At 76.0% G+C, this 15,429-nt stretch carries 16 protein-coding genes and 1 riboswitch; of the genes, 6 read left to right on the top strand and 10 right to left on the bottom strand.

Features of this window, described 5'->3' with window-relative positions; translation table 11 throughout:
* Positions 1–143 precede the first annotated feature (143 nt).
* Positions 144–1,463 (top strand): cation:proton antiporter, encoded by a 1,320-nt coding sequence (locus AC07D6_RS05400; protein WP_315880911.1) that lies wholly within the window; start codon positions 144–146, stop codon positions 1,461–1,463.
* Positions 1,464–1,876: 413 nt separating this feature from the next.
* On the opposite strand, the gene AC07D6_RS05395 is transcribed toward AC07D6_RS05400, so the two are convergent.
* From AC07D6_RS05395 to AC07D6_RS05380, 4 genes are all read right to left on the bottom strand, one after another.
* Complete coding sequence (locus AC07D6_RS05395; protein WP_315880910.1) at positions 1,877–2,497, bottom strand: L-threonylcarbamoyladenylate synthase; 621 nt, start codon at positions 2,495–2,497, stop codon at positions 1,877–1,879.
* 41 nt (positions 2,498–2,538) lie between these two features.
* A complete protein-coding gene (locus tag AC07D6_RS05390; protein ID WP_315880909.1) occupies positions 2,539–2,856 on the bottom strand; it encodes an alpha-amylase in 318 nt (105 codons plus the stop codon).
* Between the two features lie 388 nt (positions 2,857–3,244).
* The gene (locus AC07D6_RS05385; RefSeq protein ID WP_479042164.1) at positions 3,245–3,724 is read right to left on the bottom strand and encodes a C40 family peptidase; all 480 of its coding nucleotides are present in this window, start codon (positions 3,722–3,724) and stop codon (positions 3,245–3,247) included.
* Between the two features lie 3 nt (positions 3,725–3,727).
* A riboswitch (cyclic di-AMP (ydaO/yuaA leader) is annotated at positions 3,728–3,889 on the bottom strand.
* A gap of 617 nt (positions 3,890–4,506) precedes the next feature.
* The gene (locus tag AC07D6_RS05380) at positions 4,507–5,499 is read right to left on the bottom strand and encodes an NAD-dependent epimerase/dehydratase family protein (protein WP_315881668.1); all 993 of its coding nucleotides are present in this window, start codon (positions 5,497–5,499) and stop codon (positions 4,507–4,509) included.
* 147 nt (positions 5,500–5,646) lie between these two features.
* On the opposite strand from AC07D6_RS05380, the gene AC07D6_RS05375 reads away from it, so the two are divergent.
* Together AC07D6_RS05375 and AC07D6_RS05370 are read left to right on the top strand one after the other, a co-directional pair.
* Positions 5,647–6,693 (top strand): lactonase family protein, encoded by a 1,047-nt coding sequence (locus AC07D6_RS05375; protein WP_479042161.1) that lies wholly within the window; start codon positions 5,647–5,649, stop codon positions 6,691–6,693.
* 277 nt (positions 6,694–6,970) lie between these two features.
* Complete coding sequence (locus AC07D6_RS05370; RefSeq protein ID WP_479042158.1) at positions 6,971–7,801, top strand: aldo/keto reductase; 831 nt, start codon at positions 6,971–6,973, stop codon at positions 7,799–7,801.
* Between the two features lie 85 nt (positions 7,802–7,886).
* Here the strand turns inward: AC07D6_RS05370 and AC07D6_RS05365 are convergent, their stop codons facing one another.
* Positions 7,887–8,372, bottom strand: coding sequence for a DUF6098 family protein (locus tag AC07D6_RS05365; RefSeq protein WP_479042155.1), 486 nt, complete (start codon positions 8,370–8,372; stop codon positions 7,887–7,889).
* A gap of 262 nt (positions 8,373–8,634) precedes the next feature.
* Here AC07D6_RS05365 and AC07D6_RS05360 point away from each other — a divergent pair, with 262 nt between their 5' ends.
* Complete coding sequence (locus AC07D6_RS05360; RefSeq protein ID WP_479042152.1) at positions 8,635–9,126, top strand: hypothetical protein; 492 nt, start codon at positions 8,635–8,637, stop codon at positions 9,124–9,126.
* Between the two features lie 22 nt (positions 9,127–9,148).
* Here AC07D6_RS05360 and AC07D6_RS05355 read toward each other — a convergent pair whose 3' ends face one another.
* Positions 9,149–10,129 (bottom strand): helix-turn-helix transcriptional regulator, encoded by a 981-nt coding sequence (locus AC07D6_RS05355; RefSeq protein WP_479042149.1) that lies wholly within the window; start codon positions 10,127–10,129, stop codon positions 9,149–9,151.
* Between the two features lie 98 nt (positions 10,130–10,227).
* Here AC07D6_RS05355 and AC07D6_RS05350 point away from each other — a divergent pair, with 98 nt between their 5' ends.
* Positions 10,228–11,025 (top strand): NAD(P)H-dependent oxidoreductase, encoded by a 798-nt coding sequence (locus AC07D6_RS05350; protein ID WP_479042147.1) that lies wholly within the window; start codon positions 10,228–10,230, stop codon positions 11,023–11,025.
* Between the two features lie 28 nt (positions 11,026–11,053).
* Here the strand turns inward: AC07D6_RS05350 and AC07D6_RS05345 are convergent, their stop codons facing one another.
* Together AC07D6_RS05345 and AC07D6_RS05340 are read right to left on the bottom strand one after the other, a co-directional pair.
* Positions 11,054–11,563 (bottom strand): hypothetical protein, encoded by a 510-nt coding sequence (locus tag AC07D6_RS05345; protein WP_315881675.1) that lies wholly within the window; start codon positions 11,561–11,563, stop codon positions 11,054–11,056.
* Between the two features lie 326 nt (positions 11,564–11,889).
* Positions 11,890–12,834 (bottom strand): peptidoglycan-binding protein, encoded by a 945-nt coding sequence (locus tag AC07D6_RS05340; RefSeq protein ID WP_479042145.1) that lies wholly within the window; start codon positions 12,832–12,834, stop codon positions 11,890–11,892.
* A 244-nt stretch (positions 12,835–13,078) separates the two neighbouring features.
* On the opposite strand from AC07D6_RS05340, the gene AC07D6_RS05335 reads away from it, so the two are divergent.
* Positions 13,079–13,675 carry a L,D-transpeptidase family protein gene (locus AC07D6_RS05335; RefSeq protein ID WP_479042143.1) on the top strand — a complete coding sequence of 199 codons (597 nt, stop codon included), beginning with the start codon at positions 13,079–13,081 and terminating at the stop codon, positions 13,673–13,675.
* A 306-nt stretch (positions 13,676–13,981) separates the two neighbouring features.
* Here the strand turns inward: AC07D6_RS05335 and AC07D6_RS05330 are convergent, their stop codons facing one another.
* A complete protein-coding gene (locus AC07D6_RS05330; protein ID WP_479042141.1) occupies positions 13,982–14,494 on the bottom strand; it encodes a putative immunity protein in 513 nt (170 codons plus the stop codon).
* A 137-nt stretch (positions 14,495–14,631) separates the two neighbouring features.
* Positions 14,632–15,363: a Type 1 glutamine amidotransferase-like domain-containing protein gene (locus tag AC07D6_RS05325; protein ID WP_479042139.1), complete on the bottom strand. Its 732-nt coding sequence runs from the start codon at positions 15,361–15,363 to the stop codon at positions 14,632–14,634.
* Positions 15,364–15,429: the final 66 nt, after the last annotated feature.

The raw sequence follows: 15,429 nt of genomic DNA, 5'->3' as shown, positions 1-15,429 counted from the left end.
CTGTAGGGCCCTGCCGGTCCTCTCCCCACGGAGGCAGAGGCGGAGGCCCCCACGGAGGCAGAGGCGGAGGCTGAGGACGGGGGCCCGGCCCGCCCTGGTGTGCCGCTTGAGCAGGGGGCGTACTGGTGGGGCGTGAGGGGCACATGTCTGCGGTGAGCTCGGGTGATTTCTTCTTCACGTTGTTCGGGGCCGGTGCGCTCGCCGCCGCCGTGCTGCCACGGCTCGTGGCCGGACGGCCGCTGTCCATGCCGCTCGTCTTCCTGCTGTGCGGGATGGTCCTCCAGGCGTCGCCGCTGCCGCTGCCCGAGGTCGATCCGGTGGGCGACCGGATCTGGGTCGAGCACCTCACCGAGGTGTGCGTCATCGTCTCGCTCATGGGTGCCGGTCTGGCCCTGAACCGGCCCGTGGGGTGGCGGCAGTGGCAGGCGTCGTGGCGACTGCTGGGCGTGACGATGCCGCTGACCATCGCGGTGACCGGCCTGCTCGCCTGGTGGCTGCTGGACTGGCCGCCCGCCGCCGCGCTGCTGCTCGCCGCCGTGCTCTCGCCCACCGACCCGGTGCTCGCCTCCGAGGTGCGGGTCGGCGCGCCCACCGAGTCCGAGCACGACGAGGACGAGGTGCGGTTCGCCCTGACCAGTGAGGCCGGGATCAACGACGGGCTCGCCTTCCCCGTCGTCATGGCGGCGGTGGCGCTGGCCGCGGCGGCCGGTACGGGGCTGTCCGGCGCGTGGGTCGGGCAGTGGCTGCTGGGCGACGTGGTCTACAAGTGCGTCGTCGGCGTCCTGGCAGGGCTCGCCGTGGGCAGGCTGCTCGGCTGGCTGTTCTTCCGCACCGGCTGGGAGTCGATGCGGCTGTCCGAGCACCGCGACGGGTTCGTCGCCCTGGGCGCCACCTTCCTCGCGTACGGGGTCACGGAACTCGCCCACGGGTACGGCTTCCTCGCCGTGTTCGTCACCGCGTGCCGGATCCGGGCCGCCGAGCGCGCCCACGGCTACCACACGGTGCTGCACGACTTCGTCGAGCAGGTCGAACGGCTCATGACCGCCGGGCTGCTCTTCCTGCTCGGCGCCTTCGTCGCCCAGGGCGCCCTCGCCCCGCTGACCTGGCAGGGCGCCCTCGTCGGCCTGCTGCTGCTCCTCGCCGTCCGGCCCCTGACCGGCTGGGTGGCGCAGCTCGGCACCGCCGCCGGTCCTCGGGAGCGCGCCGTGACCGCGTTCTTCGGCATCCGGGGCATCGGGTCGCTGTTCTACCTCGCGTACGCCCTCGGCGTGGAGGGCTTCCACGTCCCGGCGGGGGAGCTCTGGGCCGTCGTGACCTTCACCGTCCTCGCCTCCGTCGTCGTGCACGGCGTCAGCGCCTCGCCCGTCATCTCGCGCCTCGACCGGATGCGGCTGCTCAAGGCCCGGCGCAGGCACCGCGGCGGGCGGCCCGGCGACGACGACGTCGCCCACGAGCGGCTTTGACACCCCATCGGGGCCAAACGGCGTCAGCGACCGCGCCACCGCGGGGCGGGGCGTCGGTACGGCACCGTCACGCGGCCCTCGCCGCGACCGCCACGGCCCGGGTGGGGCACGGGGCGCCGACGGCCAGGCGCGCCACCGCCGCCGGTGGGCGGTCGGGGGCGGGGCCGTACGGGAGGGGCGGTGCGGTACGCGGGGCGTCGACGCGGGAGGGCGGGTACGCCGCGACCGGCGCCGCGGCCACCCGGGCCCCGGGAGCGGGGACGCGGCGGTCGGGGTGCCCGCGGCGGTGAGGAGGCCCGCGGCGCCGCTGCCGCCGCGGACCCCGCGAGGACTCCCCCGCGGGTTCCGCAAGGGCTCCCCCTGCCCGGCCGGGGCGGGTCCGCCTCCCCGCCGGCGAAGCGCCCGGCCGGTGGCTACTCGAAGCGGGACGTGTCCCCGGCGCCCCGGCGGACGATCTCCGGTGCGCCGCCGGAGAAGTCGACGACCGTGGTCGGCGCCGTGCCGCAGTCGCCCGAGTCGAGGACGGCGTCGAGGACGTGGTCGAGCCGGTCCTTGATCTCCCAGCCCTGCGTCATCGGCTCCTCCTCCCCCGGCAGCAGCAGCGTGCTCGACACGAGCGGTTCGCCCAGGTCGGCGAGGAGGGCCTGGGTCGCCGTGTGGTCGGGGATGCGCACCCCGACGGTCTTCTTCTTCGGGTGCTGCAACTGGCGGGGCACCTCCTTCGTCGCGGGGAGGATGAAGGTGTAGCGCCCGGGGGTCGCGGCCTTCAGCGCACGGAAGACGTCGTTGTCGATGTGCACGAACTGGCCGAGCTGGGCGAAGTTCTGGCAGACGAGGGTGAAGTGGTGGCGGTCGTCCAGGTCGCGGATGCTGCGGATCCGCGCCAGGCCCTCGCGGTTCCCCAGCTTGCACCCCAGCGCGTAGCAGGAGTCCGTGGGGTATGCGACGAGGGCGCCGGAGCGGATCATCTCGGCCACGTTGCCGATGACGCGGCGCTGCGGGTCGTCGGGGTGCACATCGAAGTACTTCGCCATCCGACGAGCCTAACGCGGCGTCGGGCGGGTGGCGGTCAGGCTCAGCAGAGCGCGATGCGGTCGACGTGGCCGTGCGTGCCCGTGTAGCCCTCGCCGACCGTGGTCGTCGTGGCGGGCTGCGCGGTGTGGCAGACCCCCTCCGCGCCGTCCTGGTAGACCACCTTGACGTCCACGGCGGTCGTGCAGTCGTTCGCCACCTGTGCGTAGCGCCAGCTCTGCCAGTAGGTGACGCACGACGGTGCCGGCTGCGCGTCGGCCGACGGGACGGACGCGGCGGCGGGGTGCGCCAGGGCCGTGCCCGCCGTCAGCAACGCGCCGAGTCCGGCGGTCGCGGCCATCCGTGCCATACGTGCCTTCATGGAGCTCGTTCCTCTCGGGAAGGGGAGGTGACGCCCCTCAGGCTATGGCCTGTGAAATCCCCCGAGTTAACGGGGTGTAGCGGCTTCGTAACCGATGCCGCAACGTCCTCGGCGGATCCCGGGGCGGCGGGGACCGGGCCCGTGTGACCGGGGGTCACCGCACGCTCGCGGCCTTCGCGTTCGCCGTCGGGGCCGCCGCTCCGGCCGCGCCCGCCGGGCGCCCGCCCGCCGTACCGGCCGCTCCGGCGCGCGGGCCCCACCGCCTCGGTGGGTCGACGGGCCCGCCGAGGCGGAGCCCCCGGCGGTGTGCCGCCGTCCCCGCCCGGGCAGGCGGGGACGGCGGCACACGGGAGTGACGAGAAGTCCGGAGCGGGGCCGACGGCCGGCGTCAGCGCACCCGGCCGTAGAGGACCTTCTTGGTCCAGATCCGCTCCAGCTTCACCACCGAACCCGCCTTCGGGGCGTGCCAGATCCGGTTGCTCCCGGCGTAGACGCCGACGTGGTAGACGCGGCCGCCGGAGTGGAAGAAGACCAGGTCACCCTTTTGGAGGGTGGAGGCCGAGATGTGGCGCGTGCGGTTGTACTGCTGCTGCGCGGTGCGCGGCAGGGTCTTGCCGGCCTGCTTGTACGCGTACAGCGTCAGGCCGGAGCAGTCGAACCGGGACGGGCCCGCGGCTCCGTACTTGTACGGGGAACCCTTCTTGGAGGCCGCCACGTTGAGGGCCTTCATCGCGTACGCGGGGCCCGCCGCCTGTGCGTCGGGGGCGGCGCCCGGTGCCAGCAGGGTGCCGGCGAGGGCGGCGATGGTCAGGGCCGAGACGGTGCCGGTTCGGGACAGCACGGACGGAACGTGATTCTGCGCGGACATGCGCAACCCTTCGTCATCCGCCTGCGAAGGATGACCTGTCGGGTTCGGGCAGGCGAAGTTGCCCGGCCGCTGACGCGGCTTCACCCCAAGGGACGGCCGGTGGTGCGCACGTCCCGGTACTGCTGGGTCCTCCACTCCTGCCGATTCACTTCGTGTCGACCAGATCCGGACGGCGGCAGGACTCGGCGTCCACCCGGACCGCCTCGCCACGGCGGCGAGGGCTTGTCGTCGACAGGGATCTTGACCCATGAAGGGAGGGATTTCCGAACGGAATCGGCATTTTGTGAGACTCCTCACCGTTGGCGGAATCCATGTGTGGCGAGTTGCCGAGGGGTTACGGGGGCGCGTCCGGGGGGTGTGCGGCGGACGGCGCGGGGCGTGGGCGCGCGCACGGACCACGGCCTCCAGACCCTGTCCCACCGGCGCGATATGGGCGGTCTTCAGGTCCGGTCCACCGGCGGCCACTTGGGCGTTCCGCCGCGACCGGGGAGCCCGTCGCCACCCCGGGCGAGCCGCTGGAGGGCGCGGCGGGCGGGCACCTGCCGTGACCGGCCACCGGGTGGTCAACCCTCCCTCCGGGGGCGGCGGAGCGGCCCTCCGTGCCGTTCTCCGCTCCCCGGCCGGACGCGGTGGCCGCGGGGCCCGCCCGGCGCGCGGCGGGCCCCGCGGGGGGACGGTGTTCCGCACCCGGGCTCCGCCGCTTCGGCGCGTCCGAGGCGCCGCCAGGTCCGAGCGAGGGCGACCGGGAGCCGCACGGGGAGCCGTCGAACGGGTCGGTGACGTCAGGTCCGGGCGAGGGCGGCCAGCAGTTCGTCCTCGCGCCGGGCGCTGAGGCCCGCGCGACGCGGGCGGTCCAGGCCCTGCCCGCGCTCCCAGCGGAGGGTGTCGGCCAGCAGCTCCGCACGGGGCCGGTGGCGCAGGCCCGCCGCGCGCGCCGCGGAGCCGTCCCGGGCTGACCAGCCCTCACAGCCGGGCTCGACCAGCCACATCGGCAGCGACTCGGGGCCCATGTACTCGGCCACGCCGTGCGCGAGGAGCCAGGCCGAGTCGGCCGTGACGACCGGGCCCGTGTGCCCCGCGACGTCGCGGGACAGCCCGATCCACTCGCGGAAGGGGACGACGGGGCCGACCGCGTCGTACGTGCCGGTGGTGCCCGCCTCGGCGGCGTCGAGCAGCCACGCGGAGAGGTCCCGTACGTCGACGGTCTGGGTCGGCAGGTCCGGCGTGTCCGGGACCAGCAGCGGTCCTCGCGGGTCGCGTGCGGCGCGGGCCGCCCAGTAGCCGGAGCGCCCGCTGTGGTCGCCCGGGCCGCCGATGAGCCCGGCACGGGCGATGAGGAGCCGGTCGCCCGCGGCGGCCGTCGACGCCTGCTCGCAGGCGGCCTTCGCCCCGCCGTACGCCGAGCGGTCGACCTCGTCCCGGTCGGTCGGGGCGAGGAGCGGCGCGGACTCGTCGGCGCCGATCTCGGCGTGGGAGGCGTACGCGCTGACGGAGGAGACGTACGTCCAGTGCCGGGCCCTGCCTGCGAGCGCGGCGAGCGCCCGCCGGACGAAGCCCGGCTGCCAGGACACCTCGACGACCGCGTCCCACGCGCGGTCGAGCAGCGGCGCGTACGCGTCGGGGTCGCGGCGGTCGGCGGCGACGAGCGCCGCGCCGTCCGCGACCCGCCCGCTCTCGCCGCGCGCGAGGCACGTCACCCGGTGGCCGCGCCCGAGCGCCTGCCGGGACAGCTCCCTGCCGAGCCAGGCCGTTCCGCCCAATATCAAGATCTCCATTCCGCCACTCAAGCAGTACGGGGCCCGGGCGGCCAGAGCGGTTCGCCGTCGGCGCATCCGGGTTCCGTGCGGGGCGGAGGCGGTGACTCCCCGGGGCGGTGGTCGTTGGCGTACCACGTAGGCACGAATACGACGAAAGGGACAAAAATGGAGCAGAGTGGCGGGTCCTGGGCGTACATCGGTTCGTTCACCTCGGGCGGCGGGCGCGGCATCACCGTCGCCGCCGTGGATCCGGCGAGCGGGGCGCTGACGCCGGTCGCGGCCACCGACGCGCTCGTCGATCCGTCGTGGCTCGCGCTCGACCGGGGCACCGGGGTGCTGTACGCGGTGAGCGAGACGGAATCCGGCGCGGTCGCCGCCTTCCGGGCGGCGGGCCCCGAGCTGACCCCGCTCGGCCGGCCGGTCCCGGTGGACGCCTCCGGCCCCACGCACCTGAGCGTCGCCGGACGCCGGCTGCTGACCGCCAACTACCGGTCCGGGAGCGTCAGCAGCCTGCCCCTGGACGCCGGCGGCGGCATCGCCGGACCGGCCGTCGTCCTCTCCCACCACGGCTCCGGTCCGGACCGGGACCGGCAGGAGGGGCCGCACGCCCACCAGGTGGTGCCCGACCCGAGCGGCCGGTGGGTGCTCACCACGGACCTGGGGACCGACTCGGTGCGGGTCTGCGCGCTCGACGCGGAGAGCGGGGCGCTCCGCGTGCACGGGGAGGTGGGGCTCCGCGTCGGGTCGGGACCCCGGCACCTGGCGTTCCACCCGGGCGGCGCGGTCGTGTACGTCCTGCACGAGCTGGAGCCGCAGGTGACCATGTGCCGCTGGGAGGCGGCGTCCGGGTGGCTGGAGCCGCTGTCGGAGGTCGCGGTCGACGGCGGCGGCCCCGAGGACGTACGGGCCTACCCGTCGGTGCCCGCGGTCTCGGCGGACGGGCGGTTCCTCCGGGCGGCGGTGCGGGGCTCCGACACGCTCGTCACGCTGTCCCTGGAGGACGGGGCGGAGAAGCCGCGGCCCGCGGGGAGCGTGGGGTGCGGCGGGAGCTGGCCGCGCGACCTCGTCGCCGACCCCTCGGGGCGCAGGCTGTACGTGGCGAACGAGTGGTCCGGGGACGTGACGTGGTTCGACGCGGACCCGCTGGACGGGCGGCTGCGCCGCTGCGGCTCGGTGGAGGTGCCCGCCGCCGCGTGCGTCGTCTTCTCCTGAGCCGGTCCGGGGCCCCGGGCCGGCCGGGGCCGAGCGGAACCACCCGGGAGCGGGCGGGCACCGGACGCCTCGCTCGGCGGCCGGGCCCCCCTGCGCGCCGTGTGTGCCGCGGCCACTCGGGGCAGGGGGATCGAGGACGCTCCGCGACGGCCCGAGGCCCGTCGGTGCGGGGCGCCCGCGGCGCGAGGGGGTCCGCGTGCAAGCACGGGAATGCCGTCGCGCCGTGTGACTGTTGATACCTGGAGTACCTACCGAACGACGTAAGGATCGACCGCTCGTGAGCAAGGTCCCCTCCCTGACCCTGAACAACGGTGTCACCATGCCGCAGCTCGGCTTCGGTGTCTGGCAGGTGCCGGACGCCGAGGCGGCGAAGGCGGTGGGCACCGCCCTCGAAGCCGGCTACCGGAGCATCGACACCGCCGCCGTGTACGAGAACGAGCGCGGCACCGGACAGGCCGTCACGGCGTCCGGGCTCCCCCGCGAGGAGCTGTTCGTCACCACGAAGCTGTGGAACAGCGAGCAGGGGTACGATTCGGCGCTCCGCGCCTTCGACGCCTCCCTGGAGCGGCTCGGCCTCGACTACGTGGACCTGTACCTGATCCACTGGCCGATGCCGGCGCGGGACGCGTACGTCGACACGTACAAGGCGCTCGAGAAGATCCTCGCGGACGGCCGCGCCCGTGCCATCGGCGTGTCCAACTTCCTGCCCGAGCACCTGGAGCGGCTGATGGACGCCACCTCCGTCGTGCCCGCCGTGAACCAGATCGAGCTGCACCCCCAGCTCGCCCAGGCGGAGTCCCGCGCCTTCCACGCCCGGCACGGCATCGCGACCGAGGCGTGGTCGCCGCTGGGCCAGGGCCGCGGCCTGCTGGAGGTGCCGGCCGTCGCGGCCGTCGCCCGCAAGCACGGCCGCACGCCGGCGCAGGTCGTGCTGCGCTGGCACCTCCAGCTCGGCAACGTGGTGATCCCGAAGTCCGTGACGCCGTCGCGGATCCGGGAGAACATCGACGTCTTCGACTTCGAGCTCGACGCGGAGGACATGGCGGCGTTCGCGGCGCTCGACGAGGGCCGGCGGCTCGGGCCGGACCCGGCCGTCTTCGGCGCCTGACGCACGGCACGGGAGGGGGGCGCGGTCGCGGGTGCGGCCGCGCCTCCCTCCCGTGCGGGCACACGGGGCATGCGGGGCCGCCCGGTCAGACCTTGCGGTTCATGGGGCCCCAGGAGCCGCGCTGGCGCGCCACCTCCTCCTCCGCCTCGTGGAGCACCGCCAGGTCGATCCAGCAGACCGGTTCCACGTCGCTGAGCAGCGGCTCGTTGTCCGGGCCCCGGGCCACCTCGTGGCCGCGCAGGGCCCAGGGGCGCACGTCGCCGTCCCGCTCCTGGCGCAGGTGGCAGTAGTCGTACAGGCGGCGGGCCACCCAGAGCCGTACGGGGCGGTCCTCCCACCAGCTCTCGATCTGGAGCGGGTTCGCCGACAGGCCCGGCATGGGGATACCGGTCAGGTGGTCCACGCTGCGGGTCTCCTCCATGTCCCGGGCCGGACCCCGTGACCAGCGGACGAAGAGTCGGCCGTGCCGCTCCACGAGGTCGGCCAGCTCCGCCAGGCTGCTGACGGTCGGCAGCTCCGTGACGCCGTCGGGGGCCGTTCTGCGGGTCGGCGCCGCTGCGGTGTCGTCCATGTGGTTCATCCTCCTCGTCGTGCGGGACCAAACGCGCGTACCCACCCGTAACAGGATGACTCCTCGTGTCGGTCGACGCAGGTCGGAACGCTCCGGCCGTCCGGTGCGGATGATCGGGAGAACGGCGGAAGCCGCCCGTCCGGTGGGCGGCGCCCGTTAGCGTCCCCCCATGGGAAACTCACAGAACCCTCACGCCTCACCCGCCTCACGTCGCACACGGGTCCGGCGGCTCTCGGCCGCCGTCGCAGGAGCGGCGGCCCTGGTGGCCCTCAGCGTCGGCGCCGCCCTCGCGGCCGGCACGGACGAGACCCCGGCGCCTCCGTCGAGCACGTCCGCCACCCCGACGCCGGTCGATGACTCCACGGGCGGCACGGGCGGCAGCGGGTCGGTCGGCGTCACGGAGGGCAGCGGGGACACCGGCGGCAGCGGGTCGAGCGGTGCCACCGGAGGCGACGGGGACACCGGCGGCAGCGGATCGGCCGGCGTCACGGAGGGCAGCGGGGACACCGGCAGCGCCACGGGCGGCTGGATCGGCGGCGGCTCGGGCGGGACCGGCGGGGAACCGACCGGCGGGCCGACCGGCACCCCGCCGACCGGCGGCGCCTCGCCGTCCCCGTCCGTGCCGCCGAACCTGGCGGAGATCGACCGGCGGATCACCGAGCTGAACCAGAAGGTCGACCAGCTGCCCACCAAGAAAGAGCTGGCGGACGCCCTGCGCGCCTTCGCCGACCAGCTTGAGGGCTCCGGCTCCTAACCCCGCGGCGTGCCCGCCGCCCTCACCCGGCGCGGCGCGGGCCGGGCGCCTCGCGCACGGCCGTCGCGAGCCGGGCGAGGGCGGCGGCGTCGGGTCCGCCCTCCTCGGCGCTGAACACGTGCACGACGAGTCCGGTCTCGCCGGGCGCGGCCGGCACGTGCAGCGTCTCGTAGTCGAGGGTGAGCGTGCCGGCCACGGGGTGCCGCAGCCGCTTGCGTCCGGCGCCGCACATCATGACCTCGCCGGAGGCCCAGATCCGCCGGAAGTCGGCGCTGTACGAGGAGAGTTCCGTGATGAGCGCGGCCAGCCGCCCGTCCTCCGGGTAGCGGCCGGTGGAGACCCGCAACTGGCCCACGGCCTCCGCCGCCCGCTCCTCCCAGTCGGGGAAGACGTCCCTCGACGCGGGATCGAGGAAGAGGTACCGGCCGTTGTTCCGGTCGCGGCGACCGGGGTCGGCCAGACCGCCGATCAGTTCGGCGCCGAGGCCGTTCCAGGCGACCACGTCGAGGCGGGGATCGGTCACGAAGGCGGGCAGTCCCTCCACCGCGTCCAGGAGCCGCCGCAGCACGGGGCCGACCCGGGTGGCGGGTGCGGGGCCGCGCCGGTCGGCGGCGAGGGTGGCGAGGTGCCTGCGCTCCGCCGCGTCGAGGCGCAGGGCCCTGGCGAGCGAGTCGAGGACCTCGGGGGACGGCTGGGTGGCCCGGCCCTGTTCGAGGCGTACGTAGTAGTCCACGCTGATCCCGGCGAGCTGGGCCAGCTCCTCCCGGCGCAGCCCGCGCACCCGACGGCGGCCTCCGCCGGCCAGGCCGACGTGTTCGGGGGCGACGCGGGCCCGGCGGGCCCGGAGGAACCCGCCCAGCGCCCGCCGCGGGTCGCCGATCCCTCCGGCCCCGCCGCCGGAGGCGACGGCGCCGGAGGGGACGGCGCCGGAGGGGATGCCGTCCTCCGAGGGGATGCCGTCGTCGGCGCCGTCCGTGCGCTGCGTCCGGTCCGCGATCTTCATGGGGACAAGTATGCGTGGTACCGCGGGTACCAGGATCGGCGTTCCCTCGGTCGTACAGGGTCCTGGCTGCCGGACCGCGGACGGGAGAGCGTGGGGGCATGACCGAAACCACCGCGCGGCAGCGCAAGAAGATCCTCGTCGTCACCGCCCACCCCGAGCCCCGTTCGCTCACCGCCGCCCTGACCGCCTTCGCGGTCGACCACCTGCGGGCGGCGGGGCACGAGGTGCGGGTCTCCGATCTGTACGCCATGAAGTGGAAGGCGACGGTGGACGCCGACGACTTCCCCGAACATCCCGCGGGCGGGAGGCTGGACGTGATGGGCGCCTCGCAGCGGGCCACGCTCGCGGGGCGGCTGACGCCGGACGTGGCTGCCGAGCAGGAGAAGGTCCGCTGGTCGGACGCGGTGGTCCTGCAGTTCCCCCTCTGGTGGTTCTCGATGCCCGCGATCCTGAAGGGTTGGATCGACCGGGTCTTCAGCTGCGGGTTCGCGTACGGCCCCGAGGTCCCTCCGCCCTACGGCGGCGGAGCCGCCCTGGCGGGGCGCCGCGCGCTGCTGTCGGTGACGGCGGGCGCGCGCGGGACGGCGTTCTCCGACCGGGGCGTCCACGGGCGGCTCGCGGACGTCCTCCACCCGATCCAGCACGGCGTGTTCTGGTTCACGGGCATGGAGCCGTTGGAGCCGTTCGCCGTGTACGGGGCGAACGACCTGCCGGAGGATGCCTTCGCGGCGGCGCGCCAGGCGTACGCGCGGCGGCTCGACGCGCTGTTCACGGACGAACCCGTCGCGTTCCGGGCGCTCGCCGGAGGTGACTACGACCGCGACATGAGGCTGCTGCCGGGCGCGGAGGCGCCGGGGACGAGCGGTCTCGACCTCCACCTCCGCCCGGCCGACTGAGCGGCGGCCGGGCGGGACGGGCGGGCCGTCAGCTCCCGTCGACCGGGAGCCAGCGCGAGTACGCCTCCGGCTGGTAGTACTTGCCGGTGTCGCCGTCGTAGCGCAGGGCGCGCAGGCGGACGTTGCCGGACTCGGCGTAGTCCTTGTCGCACTTCACCCAGCGGTTGTAGCCGGACTTGTTGCGGCACGCCTCGGGGGCCCGGCCGTAGTCGGTGTAGACGCCGCCGATCGCGGACATGCCGTCGGACGCGGTGTCCAGGACCCAGATGACGTCGCCGTCGTGCTGGAAGCAGACCTTGGAGCCGTACGTGGCGACGCACCAGCTGTCCGGCGGCAGGGAGGAGGACGCCATCGGGGTCTGGGTGCCGGTGGTGGCCTCGCCCTGGTCCGCGCCCTGGGCGACGGTCCACTCCGGGGCGTCGGCCACGGCGTCCTCGGCCGTGGCGGGGGTGGCGGCGAGCAGCAGGGCCGCGACGGCCCCGGCGGCGCCCAGTGCGGTGCGCCGGGCGCGGGGCGCCCGGGACGGGGAAATGCGCATGTGGAGACCCTTCGCGTGTCATGGGCGTTCCAAGAACGTGGGGTGATCCTAGCTTCAAGATCATTCCTCGCGCACCCGGAGGCGTCCCGCCGGTACGCGGAGCCGCGCCGGGGCGGGCCGGTTCCGGCGCTCTGAACGGCGGCGACCGCTCCGGCGTCCTCGTACGGGGCACGGGACCCGCGCTTCCCGCGCGGGAGCTCGACGGCGATCGGCGGGGGCCGGACGACGCCCGCCCGCGCCCGTACCGCCCTTCCGTGCCCCGCCCCCGGTCCCCCGCCCGCCGCCCGCCGCCGGCCGCCGGTGGCGCGGGGCGGGACACGGCCGCGTCAGGCGGGCGGTGCCGTGGTGAGGGACCGCCAGGTCTCCTCGTCGACCGCGCCGGTGGCGGGCAGGCCGTGCCGGCGCTGGAAGTCCCGCACCATCTGCCGCGTGGCGGCGGTGTAGGCGCCGGTGATGTCGGCGGGGTGCCCGGCCCGGTGCAGGAGGTCCTGGACCGCCTCCACCTGTGGGCCCCGGTCCCCCGGGGCGGCGGGCAGGACCAGCATCCGCCAGGTGTGGCGTCCGACCTTCCCGTCCGGCTGGAGGCCGTTGCGCTCCTGGAAGGCGACGACCTGCGCGTGGGTCTCCGGGCCGAAGACGCCGTCCGCGCGCAGGGTGTGTCCGTGTGCCCTGAGCAGGCGCTGGACGGTCCAGGTGAGGGAGGACGTCTCTCCCTTGCGGATCAGCGGCCAGCGGGGGGCCTCCGGGCGGGGCGGCGCGGCCGCCGGACGGACCCCGTGGCCGGTGCCCGGGTCCAGGGCCGCGCGGCTCGCCGTCCAGCCGGCGATGAGGACGGCCCCCGTCACCGCGGCGACGAGGAGGGCGCGCCGGACGGTGCCGCGTCTCGGCGGCGCCGTGCGCGGACCGGGTTCGGCGGCGTGCCGGTCCGGTCGCGGGCCGGTCAGGCCGCCTGGCCGCGGGTCGGGGTCCCCGGCGGGTCGCTGGACGGCGCGGGCGCTCCGGGCGAGCAGGAGAGCGGCCTCCAGGCCGTCCGGCGGGGCGCCGAGAACGGCGTGGAGCGTCCGTACGGCGTCGGGGGGCGCCGCCAGCGGATGGGCGGGGTTGAGGTACCGCGACAGGGTCGTCTGGGTGACGCCGACCTGCCGGGCGAGCGACGCCTGGGTCGGTTTCCGCCGTCCTGTGCGCGCGGAGTCCTCCCACCACGTCCGCAGCAGCGCCGACAGCTCCCGGCCCGCCCCGTCCGCCGTCCCGTTCGGCGGCGCCTCCGCCATGTGCCCTCCCGAGCTTCACCAGCGTGCATGAGCGCACGTCACAGCCGTGCATGGGTGCATGCATGATTCCGCATCGGGGACACCGCCGGTGCCGCTTCCCGGGGCCCGCCGGGAGCCCCATCGTGGGTTCCCGGCGGCCCGCACCGCCCGGTCCCCGCGGTTTCCACGGGACCGTCCCCGTGCGGGAGGCCGTCCCCCGGTCGGGGGCACGGCTCGTAGAGAACCCTCGAAGGAGTGACCACCCATGTCCGTGATGTCCTACCTCGGTTTCCGGTCCGCCGCGATCGGCGTCGGCGTCGCCGGCCTGCTGGCCGGGGCCGTCGTCACCGCACCGGACGGGCTGGCCGTCCCCGCGCGGCCCGGCGAGGCCGCGGCGGCCACCACCACCCTGACCTTCGCGCGGAACTCCGGCGACCCGACGAACTCGCGCCTGTCCGTGGTGCGGGACGGCCGGACGGTGGCCGTCTTCCGCGCGGGCTCGGGCCTCGGCGCGAGCCACCCGCAGGGCCGGGACGAGTGCGCCCGCTCGAAGGGGTGGCTGCCGGCGGGCACGTACTCCGTCGGGGCGCGCACCACCCGGTACAACGGCCGGGTCATCAAGGGCTACGCGATCCCGCTGAGCGACAAGACGTGCAAGGACGGCAGGACCCCCCGCACGGAGCTGTTCATCCACAGCGAGATGACGCGCGACGGCGGCCAGGGGCAGGCCGAGGGGCAGCGGTGGGACGGGGTGAAGGACTACAAGTCCGCCGGGTGCGTCAAGCTCTCGCCGCAGGACATCAAGAAGCTGTTCGGTGTCCTCGGGCAGGGCTCGGCACCCAAGCGGCTGACGGTCCGCTGACCCCCGGCCGCGGGTGCCGCCCGCCCGGCGGGGCGGCACCCGCGGCACGCGGCGGACGGGGCGCGGCGTACGGGGCGGACGGGGTGGAAGGGGCAGGGCGGACGGACACGGCGGGCCGGGGCCGCCCGGTTGGTCGTGGAGGCCGCCGAGCCGACCGGTGTCCGCCCCGACGCGGCGGGCACCGGCGTGCGGCGCCTCGCCCGCGCCGCCGGACGGGGCCGCGCCGCACAGGACCCGGCCGCCCCGTACCACCCGGCTCCGACGGCGCCCCGGCCCGACCGGACGGCGCGCCCGGCGCCCGGGCCGTCACGGGGTGGCCGCGGCGTGGGCGTGGAGGTCGCGGACGAGGGCGCCGAGCAGGCCGCCGCCCTCCTGCGCGGGCGGCAGGCGGCGCAGTACGCGCCGCACGTCCGGGGTGGTGCGCTCGCGCTGCCGGCGGGCCTCGTCGGCGGTCGCGTCCGGGTCGTCGGGCGCGGCCAGCCCGGCGGCCTTCGCGGCGTACGCGACGCCCCGCGCGTGGGACGCCATGTGCGCGACGGCCGCCGCGTGCCCGGCGGCCCGCGCGGCCGCCTCCGCGGCGGGTTCGCCCACCTCCCGGGCGGCGGCGTGCGCGGCGGCCGCGAGGGCGCGGAGCCGTCCGACGCGCAGTTCTCCGCGCGCGAAGGCCCGGGCGCCGTCGACGGCGTCCCGGGGCCGGGTGTCGTGCGGGGCGCGCGCTTCGAACAGGGGCAGGGTCCGCTCGGCGCAGTCGGCCGCCCAGACGGCCACGACCCGCCGGTCGTCCTCGCTCAGGGTCAGGGGGCCGGGTTCTCTCTTCACGGGGCCGCATTCTCCCACCGGGTGGCGCGACCCGCCGCGCGGGCGACGCGGGCCGTCACGGGGGGGCGGCCCGGGTGGTCCGGTCGGGCGCGGCGTGCGTCGCGCCGGCCGGCGGGGCCGGTGCGGTGCCGTTCGCGTCACCGCCGGGACGGCTCCAGGAGGCGGCACGGGACCCGCCGTTCGGTCAGTCCCCCGCGGCCGTCCGGGTCGACCCGGTACAGGCCCGCCTCCGGGGCGCGGGTCACCGCCTCCGTCAGCTCCCCTCCCGTGAAGAGGGCCGCGGCGCCGTCCTCCACCGCCCATCCGCCCGGCAGGTTCCCGGCGGCCACGGCCGCCCGGTAGGAGGGGCGGCGGCCGGGTTCGGTGTCGTAGTGCGGGCAGACGGAACCGGGCAGCAGGCTAAGGCCGTCCGGCAGGTGGGTGAGGGGTCCGAAGGAGTCGGTGTGGGAACCCTCCGCCCAGCAGTTGGCGCCCGCGCTGATCCCGCAGAGCAGCGTCCCCCGGTCGTACGCCTCGCGCAGCAGCCGGTCCACGCCGTGGACGCGCCACACCGCCAGGAGGTTCGCGGTGTTGCCGCCGCCCACGTAGACGACGTCCTGCGACAGGAGGAACGCGCGCAGGGCGTCGTCGTCGAGTTCCCTGCGGAACAGCGGCAGCACGGACGGGACGAGGTCGGGGCGGTCGCCGAAGGCGGCGAGGAACTTGTCGACGTAGACGGCGGCGTCGCCGCTCGCCGTCGGCAGGAAGCACACCTTGGGCCGCGGGGTGCGGGCGTGGCCGAGGACCCAGTCGTCCAGCACCCCGTCGTCGTCGATGGAGAAGCCCCCTCCGAGCAGGGCGAGACGGTGCTGCGGGGCGGCGACGGGCACGGGCCCTCCTCGGGGTGCAGGACGGTTCTGCGGCTTCGGAGGGGACGATGCCGTGCGACGGCCTTC

This window comes from Streptomyces sp. NPDC045287 (assembly GCF_056432325.1).
Note: the sequence above shows the minus strand (reverse complement) of the source record. Positions and strands in the feature narration are given on the sequence as shown.

Excerpts from the sequence above, each read along its gene's own strand:
- AC07D6_RS05400 (WP_315880911.1), top strand. The coding sequence starts at position 144 with ATGTCTGCGGTGAGCTCGGGTGATTTCTTCTTCACGTTGTTCGGGGCC.
- AC07D6_RS05395 (WP_315880910.1), bottom strand. The coding sequence starts at position 2,497 with ATGGCGAAGTACTTCGATGTGCACCCCGACGACCCGCAGCGCCGCGTC.
- AC07D6_RS05390 (WP_315880909.1), bottom strand. The coding sequence starts at position 2,856 with ATGAAGGCACGTATGGCACGGATGGCCGCGACCGCCGGACTCGGCGCG.
- AC07D6_RS05385 (WP_479042164.1), bottom strand. The coding sequence starts at position 3,724 with ATGTCCGCGCAGAATCACGTTCCGTCCGTGCTGTCCCGAACCGGCACC.
- AC07D6_RS05380 (WP_315881668.1), bottom strand. The coding sequence starts at position 5,499 with ATGGAGATCTTGATATTGGGCGGAACGGCCTGGCTCGGCAGGGAGCTG.
- AC07D6_RS05375 (WP_479042161.1), top strand. The coding sequence starts at position 5,647 with ATGGAGCAGAGTGGCGGGTCCTGGGCGTACATCGGTTCGTTCACCTCG.
- AC07D6_RS05365 (WP_479042155.1), bottom strand. The coding sequence starts at position 8,372 with ATGGACGACACCGCAGCGGCGCCGACCCGCAGAACGGCCCCCGACGGC.
- AC07D6_RS05355 (WP_479042149.1), bottom strand. The coding sequence starts at position 10,129 with ATGAAGATCGCGGACCGGACGCAGCGCACGGACGGCGCCGACGACGGC.
- AC07D6_RS05350 (WP_479042147.1), top strand. The coding sequence starts at position 10,228 with ATGACCGAAACCACCGCGCGGCAGCGCAAGAAGATCCTCGTCGTCACC.
- AC07D6_RS05345 (WP_315881675.1), bottom strand. The coding sequence starts at position 11,563 with ATGCGCATTTCCCCGTCCCGGGCGCCCCGCGCCCGGCGCACCGCACTG.
- AC07D6_RS05340 (WP_479042145.1), bottom strand. The coding sequence starts at position 12,834 with ATGGCGGAGGCGCCGCCGAACGGGACGGCGGACGGGGCGGGCCGGGAG.
- AC07D6_RS05335 (WP_479042143.1), top strand. The coding sequence starts at position 13,079 with ATGTCCGTGATGTCCTACCTCGGTTTCCGGTCCGCCGCGATCGGCGTC.